This is a genomic window from Brevundimonas sp. KH_025 (genome assembly GCF_057839885.1).
The window spans coordinates 1,327,945-1,345,849 of the sequence record NZ_CM174501.1 but is presented as its reverse complement, the minus strand read 5'-3'; the positions used below and the strand labels follow the sequence as shown (position 1 = coordinate 1,345,849).

The window sequence follows — 17,905 nt, the reverse complement described above, 5'->3', positions numbered from 1 at the left end:
CTGCGTGGTTTGGCTGCTCAGAGGAGCGCGTCGTCATGCCGAACAAACACGCAGACACCGATCGCTGGGGCGGCCCAGGGGCAAGTCACGAAAACCGGGACAAGCCCAAGCCCGACCCTCGGGTCAAAGACGCCGACGCCCCTGACCACCTGTCCCCGCGCAGCCAGATTTCCGGCGGCGGCGGCGAGGGCGACGTTCACAAGGGCCACTCCGCCAAGGCCAAGCACGAGAAACGCTCGACCTCGCAGGAGAAGAAGCACGAGCGAGACGGCCGCCACTAGCCGCGTCTCAAGCCTATGGACTATGGTTCGGCCAAGACCGGGATGGGGGTTGGCGATGGACCGCGCTGCGACAGTCCTTCTGGCCATGGCCTTGGCGGCGATGTCGTCAAGCGCATCCAGCCAAACCCACGTGGGACAGAATCACGACGGCGGTCTTCCCTGGTCCGTGGCGGCGCCGCGCGGCACGGCTTGGTCTCTGTCTTGCGGCTTTAGCCCCGTCACGCTGCACATGGGCCAGTATGATCGCCAGCACTGGGCGAACCGCCTGACCCTCTCGGGACGCGGACCTCAGCGGGGCCGCCTGCCGGGAGACAACGGTAGCTGCACTCTAACCATGACCGACGGCGCAGGGCCGGTCGGCATCGCCATCATGAAGAGCGGTCGGGCTACGGCCGCCGGAACGAACCATCCGGCCAGACCAGCTCAGATCAATGTCTTCTAGCGGGCGTCAGACCGCTTCGGCCGCATCCGCCTTCTTGCGACGCAGTTCGATGAGGCGAACGCACCAGATCGAAACCTCGTAGAGCAGCACCATGGGCACGGCGAGCATCAGCTGACTGATGGGGTCCGGCGGGGTGACGACGGCGGCGACCACGACCACGGCGACGATGGCGTAGCGACGGCCCTTGGCCATGACCTGGGAGCTGATCATGCCGGCCAGCCCCAGCAGGGTCATGACGACCGGCAGCTGGAAACACAGGCCGAAGGCCAGAATCAGGGCCGTCACCAGGTTCAGATAGTCCGACACCTTGGGCAACAGTTCGGCCGCCACGCCCTCACCGATGATCTGCTGGCTCAGCGAGAACCACATGACGAAAGGCAGCATGACGAAATAGACCAGCGCCGCGCCCAGCAGGAACAGCAGCGGCGCCGCGATCAGGAACGGCAGGAAGGCGCCCTTCTCATTGCGATACAGCCCCGGCGCGACAAAGCGATACAACTGCCAGGCCAGAACCGGGAAGGCCACGATCACCGCCCCCAGGCCCGCCAGCTTCATCTTGGTGAACAGGATTTCCAGCGGCGCCGTATAGATCAGTTTGACGCTCTGATGATCCACGTCCGGCACCGGGATCAGGCGCGCCGTACCCAGGATCAGGTCGAACGGCGACACATGGCCCTGCGCCCCGACCGTCTGATGGAAGGCCGCCGACACCACATAGGGCTGGACCAGGAACAGGTAGAGTTTCTCGGAGAAGGCGAAGCAGCCGATGAAGGCGACGACGAAGGCCACGACGCAGATCAGCAGCCGCCCGCGCAGCTCGATCAGGTGATCCATCAAGGGCGCGCGCGACGCCTCGATCTCGGCCTCGTCCCGGTCGAGCGACGTCATTGATCGACCTTCTTCTTACGCACGGTCTTGGGTTTGGCGACCGCAGCCTCAGCGACGGCAGGGCTGGCCTTGGGTGCAGTCTTGGCAGGAGCGCGAGCCGTCTTGGGCTTTGATATCGCCTGGGTCTTGGGTTCAGCGGGAACGGTCGCCGCGACCGGCTCAGCCGCAGGCTGGAATGCGTCGGGCCATTCATCCACGCCCGTGGCGACGGGCCCTGCAAAGGCAGGCGCCGCCAGCGCCGGGGCGTCCAGCGGCGCCTCCAGATCCTTGCGGATGTCCTTGAAGGCCGCTTCGGCCTCGGCGCCGAGCGGGTGCATGCCCTGCCCCGTCCGCAGCGCCTCGACCTCCTTGCGAAGGTCGTCCAGCTCGGACTGGCGCGCCATTTCGTCGAAGCTGGCGCGGAATTCGTTGGCCATGCCGCGCGCCTTGGCGACGAACTGACCGACCTTGCGCATCAGCATCGGCAAATCCTTTGGCCCCACGACAAGCAGGGCCACCAGACCGATGACAAGGATTTCGAACCCGCCGATTCCGGGGCCAAGACCACCCATGATTCAGCGTCTTTCCGCGAACGCGATCAGCGGTTCAGATCTTCTTTTTCGGCCTCGGTGCGCGGCAGCGAGCTGACGCCTTCCTTCGGCCCCTTGGAATCACCGTCGTCTTTCAGGCCGTCCTTGAAGGCGCGGATGCCCTTGGCCGCATCGCCCATGATGCCGGACAGCTTGCCGCGTCCGCCGAACAGAAGGGCGACGACGACGATGACGATGGCCCAGTGCCAAATGCTAAATGAGCCCATGGCGTTACCTCCTCAAGGAACCGACTACGCCCGGTCCCGTCCGACTGATTGTTATGCGTCATATAGGCTGACTGATGGCGGCGCGCCAAGGGACGCTGTAGGCATCCCGCCATGAGTCTGGTCGATCACGTCATCATTCACACCGACGGCGCCTGCAAGGGCAATCCTGGCCCCGGCGGCTGGGGCGCAATCCTGCAGACCGGCGGCGGTCACGAAAAGGAATTGTGGGGCGGCGAGCCCAACACGACCAACAACCGCATGGAGTTGATGGCCGCCATCGCCGCGCTGGAAGCCCTGAAGCGTCCTTGCCGCGTCGATCTGCACACCGACAGCAAATACGTCATGCAGGGCATCACCGAGTGGATCCGGGGCTGGAAGGCCCGCGGCTGGAAAACCGCCGACAAGAAGCCGGTCAAGAACGACGACCTGTGGCGCCGCCTGGACGAGGCCCGCAGCCGCCACGAGGTCAAGTGGCACTGGGTCAAGGGTCACGCCGGCCACGTCCTGAACGAACGGGCCGACGCCCTCGCGAATCGCGGCGTCGACGACATGCGACGCCGCTAGAGCCTCAGACCGGGCGCACCCGCAGGTGGGCCCCGTCCACCGATTCGACCACGACGCTTTCGCCCGCCAGGGGCGCCGCGCCCTCGATCTCGGCCGGCCATTCGGCGCCCGAGACGAAGACCCGGCCGCGACCGTCCACAAAGGCCTCGACCACCTGCGCCCGCTCGCCGACCAGGCGCAGATCGCGGTCGTTGATGTCGGGCTCACCCCCGGGGTTCACCCGCTTGATCAGGCGACGCGACAGGACGGTCGAGACGACCGTCAGGGCGGCGAAGATCCCGATCTCGACCGGCAGGCCCAGATTGGGCGCCAGCGCCGAAATCAACGCCACCAGCCCCGCCGAGACGGCGGGCCACAGCAGCCATTCGGTCGAGGCCGCTGCCTCGATGGCCAGCAGCACCACGCCCACCGCAAGCCAAAGCCAGAAGGGCTGGGCGGCGTAGAGGTTCAAGATCCAGTCCATGCGCTACTCCGTGGTCGGCACGCCGCCGCCGGGGCGACGCGGCGTGGCGGGGCGGGCGGGCGGCGCCGAGGCCGGCGTCGGGGCCGGGCGCGCGTCGCGGCGAACGTCCGTGCGGCCCTGCTGTTGCTCCTTGGCCAGACCGACCAGTTCGCCCAGACCGGCGATGGTGCCGACCAGACCGCCCATTTCGGCAGGAACGATGACCGTCTTGGCCGTGGGGTTGCGGGCCAGCTCGGCGAAGGCTTCGACGTACTTCTGGGCCACAAAATAGTTGATGGCGTTGACGTCGCCGCGCGCGATGGCTTCGGACACCATGGCGGTCGCCTTGGCCTCGGCCTCGGCTTCGCGCTCGCGGGCCTCGGCGTCGCGGAAGGCGGCTTCGCGGCGGCCCTCGGCCTCCAGAATCGCCGCCTGCTTGGCGCCCTCGGCGCGGGTGATCGCGGCCTGCTTCTCGCCATCCGCCTCGGTGACGACGGCGCGACGTTCGCGTTCGGCCTTCATCTGACGCGCCATGGCGTTGGTGATGTCGGCGGGCGGCGTCAGGTCCTTGATCTCGATCCGGTTGGCCTTGACGCCCCACGGCTCGGTCGCCGCGTCGATGACGTGCAGCAGACGGGTGTTGATGGCGTCGCGCTGCGACAGCACCTCGTCCAGCTCCATCGAGCCGACCACGGTCCGCAGATTGGTCATGCAGAGCTGGGCGATGGCGTAGGGCAGGTCGTCCACGCGATAGGCGGCGCGGGCGGCGTCCATCACCTGAATGAAGACGATGCCGTCGACCTTCACCACGGCGTTGTCGCGGGTGATGACTTCCTGGGTCGGGACGTCCAGCACCTGCTCCATCATGTTCATGCGCTTGCCGACGCGCTCGACGAAGGGGGTCAGGATGCTGATGCCCGGCTTCAACGTCTTGGTGTATTTGCCGAAGCGTTCCACCGTGAATTCACGGCCTTGCGGCACGATCTTGATGACGCTGAACAAGAAGATGATCGCGAAGGCCGCGAACACCACAAAGAAGATAAGTGAGAAATCCATAAGCCCCTCCGGTTGAGAGCGGAGCTTAACGGTCGCCTGGTCCCGACGCCACCGAATCCGGTTCACTGGCGATGACAAGGCCGTCAGCGCGACGATCCGCCGCCATGGCGCGCGCCTGTCGGATGATCCGCCGCGTCTCGGACCAGTCGACCCGCCGCAGCGCCTCGTCAAACGGCACGAAGGCCGCCTCGGCCGCGTCGTCGCCCGCGATCGGCTCGCCGCCGGTCCAGATCGCCGCATAGTCGATCAGGACGTAGTGCCGCCCGGCCTCGGGAAACAGGCCGTCCACGACGTCGATCAGGCCGATCAGTTCGGCCTCAACGCCCGTCTCCTCGCGCAGTTCACGCAGGGCGGCGTCGGCCAGGCGCTCGCCCGGCTCGATTCGGCCGCCCGGCAGGCTCCATTCGCCCTGACGCGGCGGCGTGCCGCGCCGGATCAGCAGGACCTCGTCGCCTTTCAGGCAGACCACGCCGACGGCCGGGACCGGAATCATGTTTTCTCCGCGAATTGACCGCCTGGAGGCAGGGTTTTGCGCTTCCACCACGCCACGCCTTTTGCCACAAGGCGGATATGACCCTCCCCACGTCCGCCGCCCTCCCTGCCGCTCTGGAAGACCTCAAGGCCGCCCTGCCCGGCGCCTGGACCACGGACGCCGACGACATGGCGCCTTGGCTGACCGAATGGCGCGGACGCTGGACGGGCGAGACGCCGATCCTGCTGCAGCCGCGCACGACCGAGGACGTAGCCAAGGCTGTCGAGATCTGCGCCCGTCACGGCGTCGCGGTCGTGACCCAGGGTGGCGGCACCGGCCTGGTCGGCGGCCAGATTCCGTTCGGCGAAGTCCTGCTGTCCACGCGCAAGCTGCGCACCGTGCGCGACGTGACGCCGCTGGACGACGCCATGACGCTGGAGGCCGGCGTGACCCTGCTGGAGGCGCAGCAACTGGCCAAGGAGAAGGACCGCTTCTTCCCTCTCAGCCTCGCGGCAGAGGGCTCGGCCACCATCGGCGGCGTCATCTCGACCAACGCCGGCGGCACGGCGGTGCTGCGCTACGGCATGATGCGCGACCTGGTGCTGGGCATCGAGGCCGTCATGCCCGACGGTCAGGTGTTCAACGGCCTGAAGCGCCTGCGCAAGGACAACACCGGCTATGACCTGAAGCAACTGTTCATCGGCGCCGAAGGCACCCTCGGCGTCGTCACGGCGGCGACGCTGAAGCTCTTCCCCATCATGCGCAGCCGCGCCACGGCCATCGTCGGATTGGAAAGCCACCACGCCGCCGTCGCCCTTTTGGCCCGCGCCAAGGCCGAGACCGGCGGCGGGGTCGAGGCCTTCGAGCTGATGAAGCGTCTGGGCATGGCCCTGGTGCTCAAGAACATTCCCGACACGCGCGAGCCGCTGGAAACGACCCCGCCCTGGTACGTCCTGATCGAGCTGACCTCGGGCGAGCCCGGCGGCGCCGATTCGGCCATGGAGCGGCTGCTGACCAACGCCTTCGAGGAAGGCCTGATCATCGACGCCGCCATCGCCCAGAATGACGCCCAGAAGGCCGCCTTCTGGCGTCTGCGCGAAGAACACTCGGCGGGCCTGAAGCCCGAGGGCGGCGGCTGGAAGCACGATGTCTCGGTGCCGGTGTCGCAGATCGCGGACTTCATCGATGAGGCCACGGCGGCGGTCGAGAAGTTCCACCCCGGCTGTCGGGTCTCGGTCTTCGGCCACGTCGGCGACGGCAACCTTCACTATGACGTGATCCCCGGCGTCGGCGAGGACGTCCCTGCCTTCATCGCTCGCTGGATGGAAGGCTCCGAAATCGTCCACGACATCGTCGCCCGCTACAACGGCTCGATCTCGGCTGAACACGGGCTGGGACGGCTGAAAACCGAAGAAGCGCGCCGCTACAAGTCTCCGCTGGAGATCGCGACCATGCAGGCGATCCGTCAGGCCATCGACCCGCAGCGGATCATGAACCCGGCGGTCCTCTTCTAGGCCTCACGACCGAATGTGACGCCGCCGACGGTTCAAATCGTCACGGAAGCGGCCTATGAGGCCCGCTTCCCGATGCTTCGGAGCCTGTGTCGCCTTGCTGATCGTCCTGTCCCCGGCCAAACGGCTGGACTTCACGCCCCCTGCCCTCGACGTGGCCTCGACCCCGCGTCGATGCGCCGACGAAACGGCGGAGCTGGCCAAGGTCACGAAGAAGCTGAGCCGCGCCGACCTGCGCCGCCTGATGTCGATCTCCGACGCCCTGGCCGACCTGAACTACGAACGCTTCCAGGCCTTCGACAACGAGACGGCCGAGGGCGCGCTGCAGGCCGTCTTCGCCTTCGCCGGCGACGTCTATGACGGGCTGGACGCGCGCTCGCTGGCCCCGGCCGATCTGAACTGGGCCCAGGATCACCTGCGCATCCTGTCGGGCTTCTACGGCCTGTTGCGCCCGCTGGACGCCATCCAGCCCTATCGGCTGGAGATGGGCATCCGATTGAAGACCAAGCGCGGCGCCAACCTCTATGACTTCTGGGGCGAACGCATTTCGCTGCGCCTGAACGAAGACGCGGCGCCCCTGCCCGACCGCACCCTGGTCAACCTGGCCAGCCAGGAGTACTTCGGCGCCGTCGACGCCAAGGCGCTGAAGCTGCCGGTCATCACGCCCCATTTCAAGGAGCGCAAGGACGGCGAGGCCCGCATCATCTCCTTCTTCGCCAAGAAGGCGCGCGGCGCCATGGCCCGCTACGCCATCGAGAACCGCATCGAGAAGGCCGCCGATCTCAAGGCTTTCGACCGCGACGGCTACCGCTTCGACAAGGCGCTTTCGACCGAGGCGGACTGGATATTCATCAGAGAAGGAAATTCCTGATCGCCAGATTGAACGACTGCGGTTAGGCTGCGTTGCAGCATAGCTATTCCACGGGTTCTCACCGCATGTTCGCCATGAACGATCTCAAGGGCCAGGTCGCCGTCGTCTCCGGCTCGACCTCCGGCATCGGCCTGGCGCTGGCCCGCGCCGTCGCGCAATGCGGCGGCGACGTGGTGCTGAACGGCTTGGGCGATCCCGCTGTCATCGAACAGACCCGCGCTGCTCTGGCCGCCGAGACGGGCGTGCGCGTCCTCTATCACCCCGCCGACATGACCCAGCCGGATCAGATCGCCGACATGGTCGCCACCGCTCACCGCGAGTTGGGCCGCCTCGACATCCTGGTCAACAACGCCGGCATCCAGCACGTCGAAGCCGTCGAGAACTTCCCCGCCGATGCGTGGGAGAAGATCATCGCCATCAACCTGTCCTCGACCTTCTACGCCACCAAGGCGGCGATCCCGATCATGAAGGCCCAGGGCCGCGGCCGCATCGTCAACATCGCCTCGGCCCACGGCCTGGTGGCCAGCCCGTTCAAGTCGGCCTATGTCGCCGCCAAGCACGGCGTGATCGGCTTCACCAAGACCGTGGCGCTGGAACTGGCGCAACAGAACATCACCTGCAACGCCATCTGCCCCGGCTTCGTCGAGACTCCCATCGTCGCCAAGCAGATCGAGGATCAGGCCCGCACGCGCGGCATGACGCCCGAAGACGTGATGAAGAACGTCATCCTCGGCTCGCAGCCGACCAAGCGGTTCGTCACGACCGACGAACTGGCGGGCATCTTCCTCTATCTGGTGTCCGACCTCGGGGCCTCGGCCAACGGGTCCCACTACTCGGTCGACGGCGGCTGGACCGCGCAATAGCGACCTGAACAGGGGCGGATGATGGCCAAGTCAAAATCCCGCCCTCATCGTCACCCCGTCTGTCTCGCGCTTCAGGGCGGCGGCTCGCACGGCGCCTTTCAGTGGGGCGTGCTGGACCGGCTGCTGGAGGCCGACATCCTCGACATTCGCGCCGTCACCGCAGCCTCGGCGGGCGCGATGAACGCCGCCGCCCTGATCACCGGGTTGGCGCAGGATGGCGCAGCGGGCGGCCGCGCCGTCCTCGACAAGCTGTGGCGCGAGGTCAACCAGTCCGGCGGCCGCAACGTCTTCGGCGACAGCGCCATCTGGTCCAAGGCCCTGACGCCGGGTTGGCTCAAGGAAAGCCCGATGTGGAAGGCCGGCGAGACCCTGGCCCTGTCCATGAGCCCCTATTCGTTCAACCCCTTCAACCTGAACCCGCTGAAACGGGTGCTGGAGACCGCCGTCGATTTCGAGGCGGTGCGGGGTTCGGACATTCAGTTGATCGTCTCGACCACGGCGGTCCGCGCCGGGCGGTCGCGCCTGTTCCGCTCGGCCGAGATCACCCCTGACGTCCTGCTGGCCTCGGCTTGCTTGCCGCACCTGTTCCAGGCGGTCGAGATCGAGGGCGAATTCTATTGGGACGGCGGCTATCTGGCTAACCCGGCGCTGTGGCCGCTGTTCTACGCCGACACACCCGACGACATCCTGCTGCTGCCCCTGAACCCCTTCGTCCGCGACGAGGCCCCGCGCGAGGCGGGCGAGATCATGGACCGCCTAAATGAGATCCTGTTCAACGCCCCGCTGGTCGCCGAACTACGCGCCGTGGCCTTCGTTCAGGACCTGATCGCCGAGGGCAGGCTGAGCCACAACGAGGACCATTATCGCGGCGTCCGCATGCACGCGATCGAGGTCGACGACTGGCTGGGCAGCCTGTCGCTGTCGACCAAGTTCGACACGGAATGGAGTTTCCTCAACGACCTGAAGTCGCGCGGCCGTCAGGCGGCGGAGCAGTGGCTGGAAACCTGCGCGCCCCAGGTAGGCAAGGCTTCCAGCGTCGATCTGAAGGCCCGCTTCCTCTAGCCGACAAACCCCGCCGCGCGGCGCAGCCGGTCGTTGATGGCCTCGCCCAACCCTTTGTGCGGGATGGGCGACACGGCGATGCCCCTGGGCTTGGTCCGGTCCGCTTCCCGCAGCAGGCGGAACAGATTGGCCGCCGCCTCGCGCAGGTCGCCCGTCGGACTGAGGCTCCAGCGCGGCTCGCCGACGCCGGGGCCAAAGCCCAGCAGGACTTCGCCATCCTTCGCCGCCTCGGCCTCGATCCGCACCGGGGCGTCGGGGGCGTAGTGCAGGGCCAGCCGGCCGGGCGAGCGATGCCCCTGCCCGCTCTCGGCGAGCGGACCGACCACAGCCTCGATCTCCTCGCGCGTCACCGATCCGGGGCGCAACAGGGCGACGACGCCGTCCAGCACCGAAACGACCGTGCTCTCGACCCCCACAGCGCACGGACCGCCGTCGACGGCGGCGCCGACCGCATGGCCGGTTTCCTCCAGCGCATCGGCATAGGTGGTGGGGCTGGGCCGCCCCGAGCGGTTGGCCGAAGGCGCGACCACGGCCCCGCCGAAGGCCGCGATCACGGCTCGCGCGCGCGGATGCCCCGGCACGCGCACGGCGACGCTGTCCAGACCGGCGCGCGCCAGATCGCAGACGCGCTCGCGGTCCCGAACCGGAGCCACGATGGTCAGCGGACCGGGCCAGAAGGCCTCGGCCAGCGCGCGCGCCCGGTCGTCGAACACGGCGATCGCCTCGGCGTCCAGGCCGTTGGCGACGTGCGCGATCAAGGGGTTGAAGCGCGGTCTTCCCTTGGCCTCGAAGATGCGCGCCACCGCCTGCGGGTTCGAGGCGTCGGCCGCCAGCCCATAGACGGTCTCGGTCGGCAGGATGACCAGCCGACCGGTCTTCAGCGCCTCGGCCGCGATCTCGGGGGTGTCGCCCTTCATGGCCGGCGCGGGATGATCGGGATCATGCGGTGCAGCACATTGTCCCGGTTGATGAACTGATGCTTCAGCGCGCCCGCGACGTGCAGCAGGATCAGCAGATAGAGCAGCTTCGCCACCATCTCATGCACGTCCATGAACTGGCCCGCCGCCTCGCGCCCGCCGCCGACCGGCAGGAGGGGCCATTGGAACAGGCCGAACCAGCTGATCTCACGCCCGCCCGCCGACGACGCCAGCCATCCGGTCAGCGGCATGACCAGCAGCACGACATAGAAGGCGATCTGCGTCGTCCGCGACAGAACCCGCTCCCACTTCGGCATCTGGACCGGCAGGGCGATCAGCGGATTGGCCAGCCGCCAGCCGATTCGCCCCAGGGTCAGGACCAGAATGGTCAGGCCGACCGCCTTGTGCATCTGCACGAACTCGCGCGACAGCGGCCCCTCGGTCGCCTCATGCGCCATGATCAGCGCCACCTGGGCCACCACAGCCAGGGCGATAGTCCAGTGCAGGATCAGCGAAACGGTCGAATAGCGGTTCCGGGGCTCGGCCAAGGTCTTTCCTTCCGCGACGGCATTGGGGCAGAGATTGGCGCGAACCGCGACCAAAGTCCAAGCGCCCTTGCATCCACGACGGCTCGGGCGTCAGAAGCATGTTGAAGATTCTGGAGACCGCCATGAGCTACCGCGCCCCCGTCCGTGACCTCGCCTTCGCCCTGGAAGCCGTCGCCGGCATTGATCAGGTCGCCGCCACCGGCGCCTTCGCCGACTACGACGCCGACGTTATGGGCGCGGTGCTGGAGGCCGCAGGCCAGTTCTCGGAACAGGTGCTGGCCCCGCTGAACCGTCCCGGCGATCTGGCCGGCGCCAAATACGCCAACGGCGCCGTCACCGCCGCCCCCGGCTTCGTCGACGCCTACAAGCAGTTCGCCGAAGGCGGCTGGACCGGCCTGACCGCCTCGGTCGAGGCCGGCGGCCAGGCCCTGCCCAAGGCGCTGGAGCTGGCGGCCTATGAGACCGTCCACTCCGCCAACATGGCCTTCGGCCTCTGCCCCATGCTGTCGCTGGCCTCGATCGAGGCGCTGGAGCAGGTCGGCACCGAGCACCAGAAGACCACCTATCTGACCAAGCTGGTCTCGGGCGAATGGACCGGCGCCATGGTGCTGACCGAACCCCACGCAGGTTCGGACCTGGGCGCCCTGACCACCACGGCCACGCCCAACGGCGACGGGACATACGCCCTGAACGGCCAGAAGATCTTCATCACCTGGGGCGACCACGACGCCACGGACAACATCGTCCACCTGGTGCTGGCCCGTCTGCCCGACGCCCCGGCAGGGCCGAAGGGCATCAGCCTGTTCCTGACGCCCAAGTTCGCGGTCAACGCCGACGGGTCGCTGGGCGAGCGCAACGCCTTCCACCCGGTCGGCGTCGAGCACAAGCTGGGCATCCACGCCTCGCCCACCTGCGTCATGTCCTATGAAGGCGCCCGCGCCGAACTGGTCGGCCGTCCGAACGAGGGCCTGGCCCATATGTTCGTGATGATGAACGCCGCCCGTCTGGCCGTCGGCGTCGAGGGCGTCGGCGTCGCCGAGCGCGCCTATCAGCACGCCCTGGCCTATGCGCTGGAGCGCCGTCAGGGGCGCAGCGTCTGGACCGGCGAGAAGAACGCGCCGATCTTCGACCATCCCGACGTGCGCCGCACCCTGGGCGTCATGAAGGCCAAGATCGCCGCCGCCCGCGCCATCTGCCTGTCCACCGGCGTCGCCACCGACCTGGCCAAACACGCCGCGACCGAGGCCGAGCGCAAGCTGTGGAAGGGCCGCGAGGACCTGTTCACCCCCATCGCCAAGGCCTGGTCCACCGACGTCGGCTGCGAGGTCGCCTCGCTGGGCGTCCAGGTCCACGGCGGCATGGGCTTCATCGAGGAGACCGGCGCGGCCCAATACTATCGCGACGCCCGCATCACCCCGATCTACGAAGGCACCAACGGCATCCAGGCCATGGATCTGGTCGGCCGCAAGCTGTCGATGGACGGCGGCGATTCCGCCAAGGCCCTGATCGCGGACATGAAGGACACCCTGGCTCAGATCGACCGCCTCTATGTCGGCAAGCCGGTCGAACGCTTCGCCACGGCCATCGAGGCCGTCGAGGACGCCACCCTGTGGTTGCTGGACCGCAAGGCCGCCGCCGACGGCGCCGCCGACGTTCTGGCCGGCGCTGACGCCTATCTGAAGCTGCTGGGCGACGTGGTCGGCGGCTGGATGCTGGCCAAGGGCGCGCTGGCGGCCAAGGCGCGGCTAGCCGCCGGAAACGGCGACCCCGTCTGGCTGCAAGGCAAGCTGGACCTCTACGAACTCTACGCGGCCAACGTGCTGGGCCATGTCTCCAGCCGTCTGGCCGCCGTGGGCCAGGGCGGAGAGCTGCTGCAAGGCCTGAGCGTCGAGGCCCTGGCGGGCTAAGATCGCAATATCAGCGGGAAGGCGCATCGTGCCTTCCCGGAGTTGCAGGATGTGGCGCTACGGCCTGGATACGGCGGCGGGCTGATCCAGCAAGGCGATCGCCTCGCGCACATATTGGGCGTGGGCGACGACGCCCAGCTCCAGCCCTTCGCCGCCGCCTTGCACTTCCTGCACCAGAACGCCAGCGATGTAGGGGTGGTCAGGCGTCGGCGCGCCGGGGCGACGATGCACGGCGGGCGTCCAGAAAACCGGGCCGCCCGAGTTGCCCTGCGACACGGCGAAATCCAGCAGGAAGATCGGGAAGTGACGGATCGGCGTCAGCGGCCAGGAACTGATCCTGCCCAGGCGCAGGATCGGGAAGCCCGCCTTGTTGGCCGCCAGTCCATGCGGAAAGCCCAGCGCCATCAGTTCGTCGCCCGGTCCCACGCGCCACTGATCCAGGGTCGCACCGTCGGCCAGCCAGCCCAGAGGAATGGCGGCCTGGGCGAAGGCGTCCGGCGCGGTGATCTCCATGACCGCCACATCCCGTTCGGGATGCTGCGTCCACAGCGGGGCGCCGGCGCTGCCCCGGATCGTCAGACCCGCGGGCGCGAACTTCCACGCCCCGTCGGCTTCGGCGGTGCGCCAGCCGATGCGCGCTTCCGATCCCGGCATGACGTTCAGGACATGGGCCGCCGTGACCAGAACCACGCGCGGCGCGCCGTCCGGCCGCGGCGCCGAGATCAGGAAGCCGGTGCCGACCTTGCGTGTGCTTTCATTCAGCGGCTGGTCGATCTGCACCGTGGCGCTGATCAGACCCAGGGTCAGGTCCCATTCCATAGGGGCGGCCACGGCGACGGGCGGTTCGGGCGGAGTATCCGAAGTGATCATCGGGACATTTGACGCCGGTCGTCCGCGCGCACAAGGTCCGCCCGACCATACAGGGGGCTGACGCCATGAATCGCCGCGAACTGATCGTCTCGACCGCCGCCGCCGCACTGGCGACCGCCTCCCCCGCCCTCGCCCGCCAGACCCCTACCGGAGCCTCGATGTCCCTGCCTGTCCCGCCCGTCGCCAAGAAGGTCCCCGTCCGCATCGAACAGTTGGGCCGGGTTCGCACCGACGACTATCAGTGGATGAAGGACGACAACTGGCAGGCCGTGCTGCGCGATCCGTCGCTGATCAAGGCCGACGTCAAGGAACACCTGACCGCCGAGAACGCCTATCGCGAAGCCATCATGGCCTCGACCCTGCCGCTGCAGGCCGCGATGTTCGAAGAGATGAAGGGCCGCATCAAGGAGGACGACAGCTCCGTCCCCGCACCCGACGGCGCCTGGGAATACTACGTCCGCTACAACACCGGCGACCAGCACCCGCTCTATTGCCGTCGCCCGCGTGGCAAAACCGATGGCGAGGCCATCCTGCTGGACTGCAACAAGCTGGCCGAGGGCAAGGCCTATTCCGAGGTCTCGGCTGTCGAGCACAGCCCCGACCACGCCCTGTTCGCCTATGCCGAGGACGCGCAAGGGTCCGAGGTCTTCAAGATCTACGTCAAGGATCTGGCGACCGGCGAGGTCCTGCCTGAGCCCATCGAATCGGCGACCGAGAACTTCACCTTCTCGCCGGACAGCCAGTGGATCTTCTGGACCAACCGCGACGACAACGGCCGCCCGGACAAGATCTTCCGCCGTCCGGCGCGCGGCGGCGAGACGACCCTGGTCTATGAGGAAACCGACGACGGCATGTTCCAGAGCGTCGGCCGCACCGCCGACGACGCCTTCATCATCATCGGCATCGGCAATCAGGAAACCTCGGAAGGCCGCATCATTGCGGGCGCGAATCCGACCGCTACGCCGGTCGTGGTCGAGCCGCGCCATGTAGGCCGCCTGTACGACCTGGACCACTGGGGCGACCGCTGGGTGATCCGCACCAACGCTGACGACGCCATCGACTTCAAGGTGGTCGAGGCACCGACAGCCGCGCCCGCCAAGGCGAACTGGAAGGACCTGATCCCCCACACGCCGGGCCGCTTCATCGAGGGCGTCGCCCTGGTGAAGGACTATCTGGGCCGCCAGGAACGCGCCGACGCCAACACCAAGATCGTCATCCGCGACCGCGCCGGCGCCGAGCATGAAATCGCCGTGGACGAGCCGGCCTACGCCTTGTCGCTGGGCGGGGCGTCGGAGTTCGACACCACGGTCATGCGTTATGGCTATAACTCGCCGTCCACGCCGACGTCGACCTACGACTACGACCTCAAGTCGCGCGAACGGACCCTGCGCAAGGTTCAGGAAATCCCTTCGGGCCACAATTCGGCGGACTATGTGGTCGAGCGGCTGAACGCTCCCGCCTCGGATGGTCAACTGGTGCCGGTGACGGTGCTGCGCCGCAAGGACACGCCGGTCGACGGCTCGGCGCCTCTGCTGCTCTACGGCTACGGCTCCTACGGCATTCCCATGGCGGCCAGCTTCTCGACCAATCGGCTGTCGCTGGTGGATCGCGGCTTCATCTACGCCATCGCCCATATTCGCGGCGGTTCGGACAAGGGCTGGAACTGGTTCCTGACCGCCCGGCGCTTCACCAAGATGAACACCTTCACCGACTTCATCGCCGCTGCCGACCACCTGATTGCGAAAAACTACACCAAGGCCGGAAATATCGTGGCCGAAGGCCGGTCGGCTGGGGGGCTGCTGATGGGGGCCGTCACCAACATGCGCCCCGACCTGTGGGCCGGGATCATCGGCGGCGTGCCCTTCATCGACGTCATCAACACGATGAGCGACACCTCCCTGCCGCTGACCCCGCCGGAATGGCCCGAGTGGGGCAATCCGCTCGAGGACGCCGCCGCCTACGACTACATGCTCAGCTACAGCCCCTACGATCAGATCGAGGCCAAGCCCTATCCGGCCGTGCTGGCGACTGGCGGCCTGTCCGATCCGCGCGTCACCTATTGGGAGCCTGAGAAGTGGGTGGCCAAGCTGCGTCCCGCCACGACCTCGGGCAATCCGGTGCTGTTGAAGATCAACATGGAGGCGGGCCACTTCGCCTCGTCGGGCCGGTTCGACTATCTGAAGGACATCGCCCACGACTACGCCTTCGCCGTCTGGGCCGTCGAAAAGGGCTGGGAAAAGGTGTGATCGTTCGGCCGTTCAAGGAAGCCGACCTGGCCGCCGTCACGGCCATCTACGCCGAGAGCGTACTGCACGGCACGGGGACGTTCGAACTGGATGTCCCGTCGGCTGACGAGATGCGGGCGCGCCTGGCCGCGCCCGCCGCCCTCGGCCTGCCGGTTCTGACCGCCGAGATCGAGGGGCCAGACGGAATTGGGCAGGTCGCGGGTTACGCCTACGCCGGCCCTTACCGCCTGCGCGCCGCCTATCGCTTCCTGGTCGAGGACTCGATCTATGTGGCCGAGGCGTTTCGCGGGCGCGGCGTCGGCAAGGCCCTGCTGGACGCCCTGCTGAGCGCCTGCGAGGCCCTGGGAATGCGTCAGATGGTGGCGGTGATCGGCGACAGCGCCAACGCCGGCTCCATCGCCCTGCACGCCGCCGCCGGCTTCGAACATGTCGGCATATTCCACGCCGCCGGATGGAAGTTCGACGCCTGGCGCGACGTGGTCTTCATGCAGAAGGCGCTCGGCCCCGGCGCGACCGCCGCGCCAGATGCTCCCGGCCTCGACTGCGGGCGCTAGAACCTGAATTCGCAGCTAATTTCGACCTTTTCGCACATTGCGCTTGACCCCATCGTGAGTCGCCCTTAATCGGCCCTTCTCCTCCTCGCGGAGGGGAACGCGGGTGTAGCTCAGTTGGTTAGAGTGCCGGCCTGTCACGCCGGAGGTCGCGGGTTCGAGCCCCGTCACTCGCGCCATTCTCTTCAGCGAAGAGAATGGCGCACACCGCCCAAAACGGGCGCCGCCTCTCTTCTCACTGCATCGTCAGCGCCATCCGCAGCCGCGCATCTTTGCGGCCCGACGCCGCGCGGCTAGTTCAGCGGCGCGACATCTTGCGGCAGGATGAACTCGGGTCGCCCGCTCAGCTCGCCATAGAGCATCGACAGGTCCTCAAAGACCCGGTTCCAGGCGAATTGCTCCACCATCTTGACCCGCGCCGCCCGGCCCAGAGCCTCGACGTCCCGCTCGAACAGCGCCTCGATCGCCTCGGCGTAGTCGGCCGGGTCGGCCGAGCGCGCCAACTGACCCACGCTGGAATCGACCGTCTCGGCCACGCCGCCCGCATTGACGCCGACAACGGGACGGCCGCAGGCCATGGCCTCCAGCACGATCAAGCCGAACGGCTCCTTGTCGTTGGCGTGAACGAAGGCGTCGCAGCTGGCGATGATCCGCGCCACGGCCTTGGGGTCCTTCTCATAGGGCAGCGAGATCACGCGATCTTCCGGAGGCATCCCAGCCCCGGCCCCGACCAGCACCAGGTGATAGGGCGCGCCCAGGCGTTGCACCGCGTCGATCAGGACATCGACGTTCTTCTCCTTGGCCGGACGCCCGGCGAAACAAAGCAGGCGGGCATCGGCGCCCAGGCCCAGCTTCTTCAACAGCCAGTCGCGGTCGCGCCGATCCGGGCGAAAGGTGTCGACCTCGACCCCCAGAGGACGAATCACGATGCCGCCGACGCCCGCCTCTTCCAGCCGTCGGGCGATGAAGCGGCTAGGTGAGACCACGCGGTCGAACTGCGAAAACAGCCTGGCCCAGCGCTTCTCGACCGGCTTCTTGGCCCATTCGCCGAAATGCAGCGCCGCCAGACCCGCCGGGTCCGAATGGCAGAAGCCGACGACCGGGCAGCCGGCTCTCTGACCTGCCTCCAGAGCGCCCTGCCCCGGCGTATAGGGATCCCCGGCCTCAATCACGGATGGGTTCATCGAAGCCACCCAGGCGCCCCAGCGTCGCACAGAGCTGGGCCAGCGATAGCCATCGCCAAACGGCAGCTTGGCGGCGTGAAGCTGAACGATGCCGTCCGCGCCTGCCTTATGCTTGGCCCCTGGCACCACCAGCGTATGAGCGATCGCAGGCCGATTCGCCTCAAGCCAGGCCTTCTTGGACAGGAGGTAGCGCTTCACGCCGCCGGATCGGGGGGCGAACAGCATGGTCGTGTCCACCAGTCGCGGCCGCGGATCGGATGTCGACGCCTTCAGCGTCCTCAGAGTTTCTGCGACCTCCTCATCCAGCCCAGGAAACAGGCGAAGTTCGCTTTCCTGGACGTCGATATCGCTCATGCTCATCGAGGCGGCTTCTCCCGGGTTTGACGCCGCAACGCGGCTGGCCCGGCTTTGGATGCGACGCGCGCGTTTGGAAC

Annotated in this window: 19 protein-coding genes and 1 tRNA gene; 10 read left to right on the top strand and 10 right to left on the bottom strand. The window is 67.5% G+C overall.

Features of this window, described 5'->3' with window-relative positions:
• Positions 1-35 precede the first annotated feature (35 nt).
• Positions 36-281 (top strand): hypothetical protein, encoded by a 246-nt coding sequence (locus AC3IS2_RS06765; RefSeq protein ID WP_489199883.1) that lies wholly within the window; start codon positions 36-38, stop codon positions 279-281.
• 448 nt (positions 282-729) lie between these two features.
• Here AC3IS2_RS06765 and tatC read toward each other — a convergent pair whose 3' ends face one another.
• Genes tatC through AC3IS2_RS06750 form a run of 3 tightly spaced genes read right to left on the bottom strand, consistent with a single transcriptional unit; the run spans position 730 to position 2,407 of the window.
• On the bottom strand, positions 730-1,611 hold the full coding sequence (gene tatC / locus AC3IS2_RS06760) for a twin-arginine translocase subunit TatC (protein WP_489199882.1): 882 nt from the start codon (positions 1,609-1,611) through the stop codon (positions 730-732).
• Positions 1,608-2,162, bottom strand: a complete 555-nt coding sequence (gene tatB, locus AC3IS2_RS06755) for a Sec-independent protein translocase protein TatB (RefSeq protein ID WP_489199880.1) — start codon at positions 2,160-2,162, stop codon at positions 1,608-1,610. The genes tatC and tatB overlap by 4 nt, the downstream gene beginning before the upstream one ends.
• Before the next feature lie 26 nt (positions 2,163-2,188).
• Positions 2,189-2,407 carry a twin-arginine translocase TatA/TatE family subunit gene (locus AC3IS2_RS06750; RefSeq protein WP_489199879.1) on the bottom strand — a complete coding sequence of 73 codons (219 nt, stop codon included), beginning with the start codon at positions 2,405-2,407 and terminating at the stop codon, positions 2,189-2,191.
• A 111-nt stretch (positions 2,408-2,518) separates the two neighbouring features.
• Between AC3IS2_RS06750 and rnhA the strand changes: the two genes are divergently transcribed.
• Positions 2,519-2,971 carry a ribonuclease HI gene (gene rnhA / locus AC3IS2_RS06745; protein ID WP_409515770.1) on the top strand — a complete coding sequence of 151 codons (453 nt, stop codon included), beginning with the start codon at positions 2,519-2,521 and terminating at the stop codon, positions 2,969-2,971.
• A gap of 4 nt (positions 2,972-2,975) precedes the next feature.
• Here rnhA and AC3IS2_RS06740 read toward each other — a convergent pair whose 3' ends face one another.
• From AC3IS2_RS06740 to AC3IS2_RS06730, 3 genes are read right to left on the bottom strand one after another with little or no spacing between them, the layout of a single operon-like run.
• The gene (locus AC3IS2_RS06740; protein ID WP_489199878.1) at positions 2,976-3,434 is read right to left on the bottom strand and encodes an NfeD family protein; all 459 of its coding nucleotides are present in this window, start codon (positions 3,432-3,434) and stop codon (positions 2,976-2,978) included.
• 3 nt (positions 3,435-3,437) lie between these two features.
• Positions 3,438-4,469, bottom strand: a complete 1,032-nt coding sequence (locus AC3IS2_RS06735) for an SPFH domain-containing protein (protein ID WP_489199877.1) — start codon at positions 4,467-4,469, stop codon at positions 3,438-3,440.
• A 25-nt stretch (positions 4,470-4,494) separates the two neighbouring features.
• Positions 4,495-4,962 (bottom strand): NUDIX hydrolase, encoded by a 468-nt coding sequence (locus AC3IS2_RS06730; RefSeq protein ID WP_489199875.1) that lies wholly within the window; start codon positions 4,960-4,962, stop codon positions 4,495-4,497.
• A 77-nt stretch (positions 4,963-5,039) separates the two neighbouring features.
• Here AC3IS2_RS06730 and AC3IS2_RS06725 point away from each other — a divergent pair, with 77 nt between their 5' ends.
• From AC3IS2_RS06725 to AC3IS2_RS06710, 4 genes are all read left to right on the top strand, one after another.
• On the top strand, positions 5,040-6,455 hold the full coding sequence (locus AC3IS2_RS06725) for an FAD-binding oxidoreductase (RefSeq protein ID WP_489199874.1): 1,416 nt from the start codon (positions 5,040-5,042) through the stop codon (positions 6,453-6,455).
• A gap of 94 nt (positions 6,456-6,549) precedes the next feature.
• Positions 6,550-7,323 carry a peroxide stress protein YaaA gene (gene yaaA, locus AC3IS2_RS06720; protein ID WP_489200112.1) on the top strand — a complete coding sequence of 258 codons (774 nt, stop codon included), beginning with the start codon at positions 6,550-6,552 and terminating at the stop codon, positions 7,321-7,323.
• 65 nt (positions 7,324-7,388) lie between these two features.
• Positions 7,389-8,186, top strand: coding sequence for a 3-hydroxybutyrate dehydrogenase (locus AC3IS2_RS06715; protein ID WP_489199873.1), 798 nt, complete (start codon positions 7,389-7,391; stop codon positions 8,184-8,186).
• A 21-nt stretch (positions 8,187-8,207) separates the two neighbouring features.
• Positions 8,208-9,248: a patatin-like phospholipase family protein gene (locus AC3IS2_RS06710; RefSeq protein WP_489199872.1), complete on the top strand. Its 1,041-nt coding sequence runs from the start codon at positions 8,208-8,210 to the stop codon at positions 9,246-9,248.
• On the opposite strand, the gene AC3IS2_RS06705 is transcribed toward AC3IS2_RS06710, so the two are convergent.
• Together AC3IS2_RS06705 and AC3IS2_RS06700 are read right to left on the bottom strand one after the other, a co-directional pair.
• On the bottom strand, positions 9,245-10,165 hold the full coding sequence (locus AC3IS2_RS06705) for an L-threonylcarbamoyladenylate synthase (protein ID WP_489199871.1): 921 nt from the start codon (positions 10,163-10,165) through the stop codon (positions 9,245-9,247). The two genes, AC3IS2_RS06710 and AC3IS2_RS06705, sit on opposite strands and share 4 nt — an antisense overlap.
• Complete coding sequence (locus AC3IS2_RS06700) at positions 10,162-10,713, bottom strand: cytochrome b (RefSeq protein WP_489199870.1); 552 nt, start codon at positions 10,711-10,713, stop codon at positions 10,162-10,164. The genes AC3IS2_RS06705 and AC3IS2_RS06700 overlap by 4 nt, the downstream gene beginning before the upstream one ends.
• Positions 10,714-10,835: 122 nt before the next feature.
• On the opposite strand from AC3IS2_RS06700, the gene AC3IS2_RS06695 reads away from it, so the two are divergent.
• A complete protein-coding gene (locus AC3IS2_RS06695) occupies positions 10,836-12,620 on the top strand; it encodes an acyl-CoA dehydrogenase (RefSeq protein WP_489200111.1) in 1,785 nt (594 codons plus the stop codon).
• A 57-nt stretch (positions 12,621-12,677) separates the two neighbouring features.
• Here AC3IS2_RS06695 and AC3IS2_RS06690 read toward each other — a convergent pair whose 3' ends face one another.
• The gene (locus AC3IS2_RS06690; RefSeq protein ID WP_489199869.1) at positions 12,678-13,490 is read right to left on the bottom strand and encodes a trypsin-like serine peptidase; all 813 of its coding nucleotides are present in this window, start codon (positions 13,488-13,490) and stop codon (positions 12,678-12,680) included.
• A gap of 65 nt (positions 13,491-13,555) precedes the next feature.
• Between AC3IS2_RS06690 and AC3IS2_RS06685 the strand changes: the two genes are divergently transcribed.
• From AC3IS2_RS06685 to AC3IS2_RS06675, 3 genes are all read left to right on the top strand, one after another.
• Positions 13,556-15,736, top strand: coding sequence for a S9 family peptidase (locus tag AC3IS2_RS06685; RefSeq protein ID WP_489199868.1), 2,181 nt, complete (start codon positions 13,556-13,558; stop codon positions 15,734-15,736).
• Complete coding sequence (locus AC3IS2_RS06680; RefSeq protein WP_489199867.1) at positions 15,733-16,290, top strand: GNAT family N-acetyltransferase; 558 nt, start codon at positions 15,733-15,735, stop codon at positions 16,288-16,290. The genes AC3IS2_RS06685 and AC3IS2_RS06680 overlap by 4 nt, the downstream gene beginning before the upstream one ends.
• Before the next feature lie 99 nt (positions 16,291-16,389).
• Positions 16,390-16,466 (top strand) — tRNA-Asp (locus AC3IS2_RS06675).
• A 114-nt stretch (positions 16,467-16,580) separates the two neighbouring features.
• Here AC3IS2_RS06675 and AC3IS2_RS06670 read toward each other — a convergent pair.
• Positions 16,581-17,831 (bottom strand): glycosyltransferase, encoded by a 1,251-nt coding sequence (locus tag AC3IS2_RS06670; protein WP_489199866.1) that lies wholly within the window; start codon positions 17,829-17,831, stop codon positions 16,581-16,583.
• Positions 17,832-17,905: the final 74 nt, after the last annotated feature.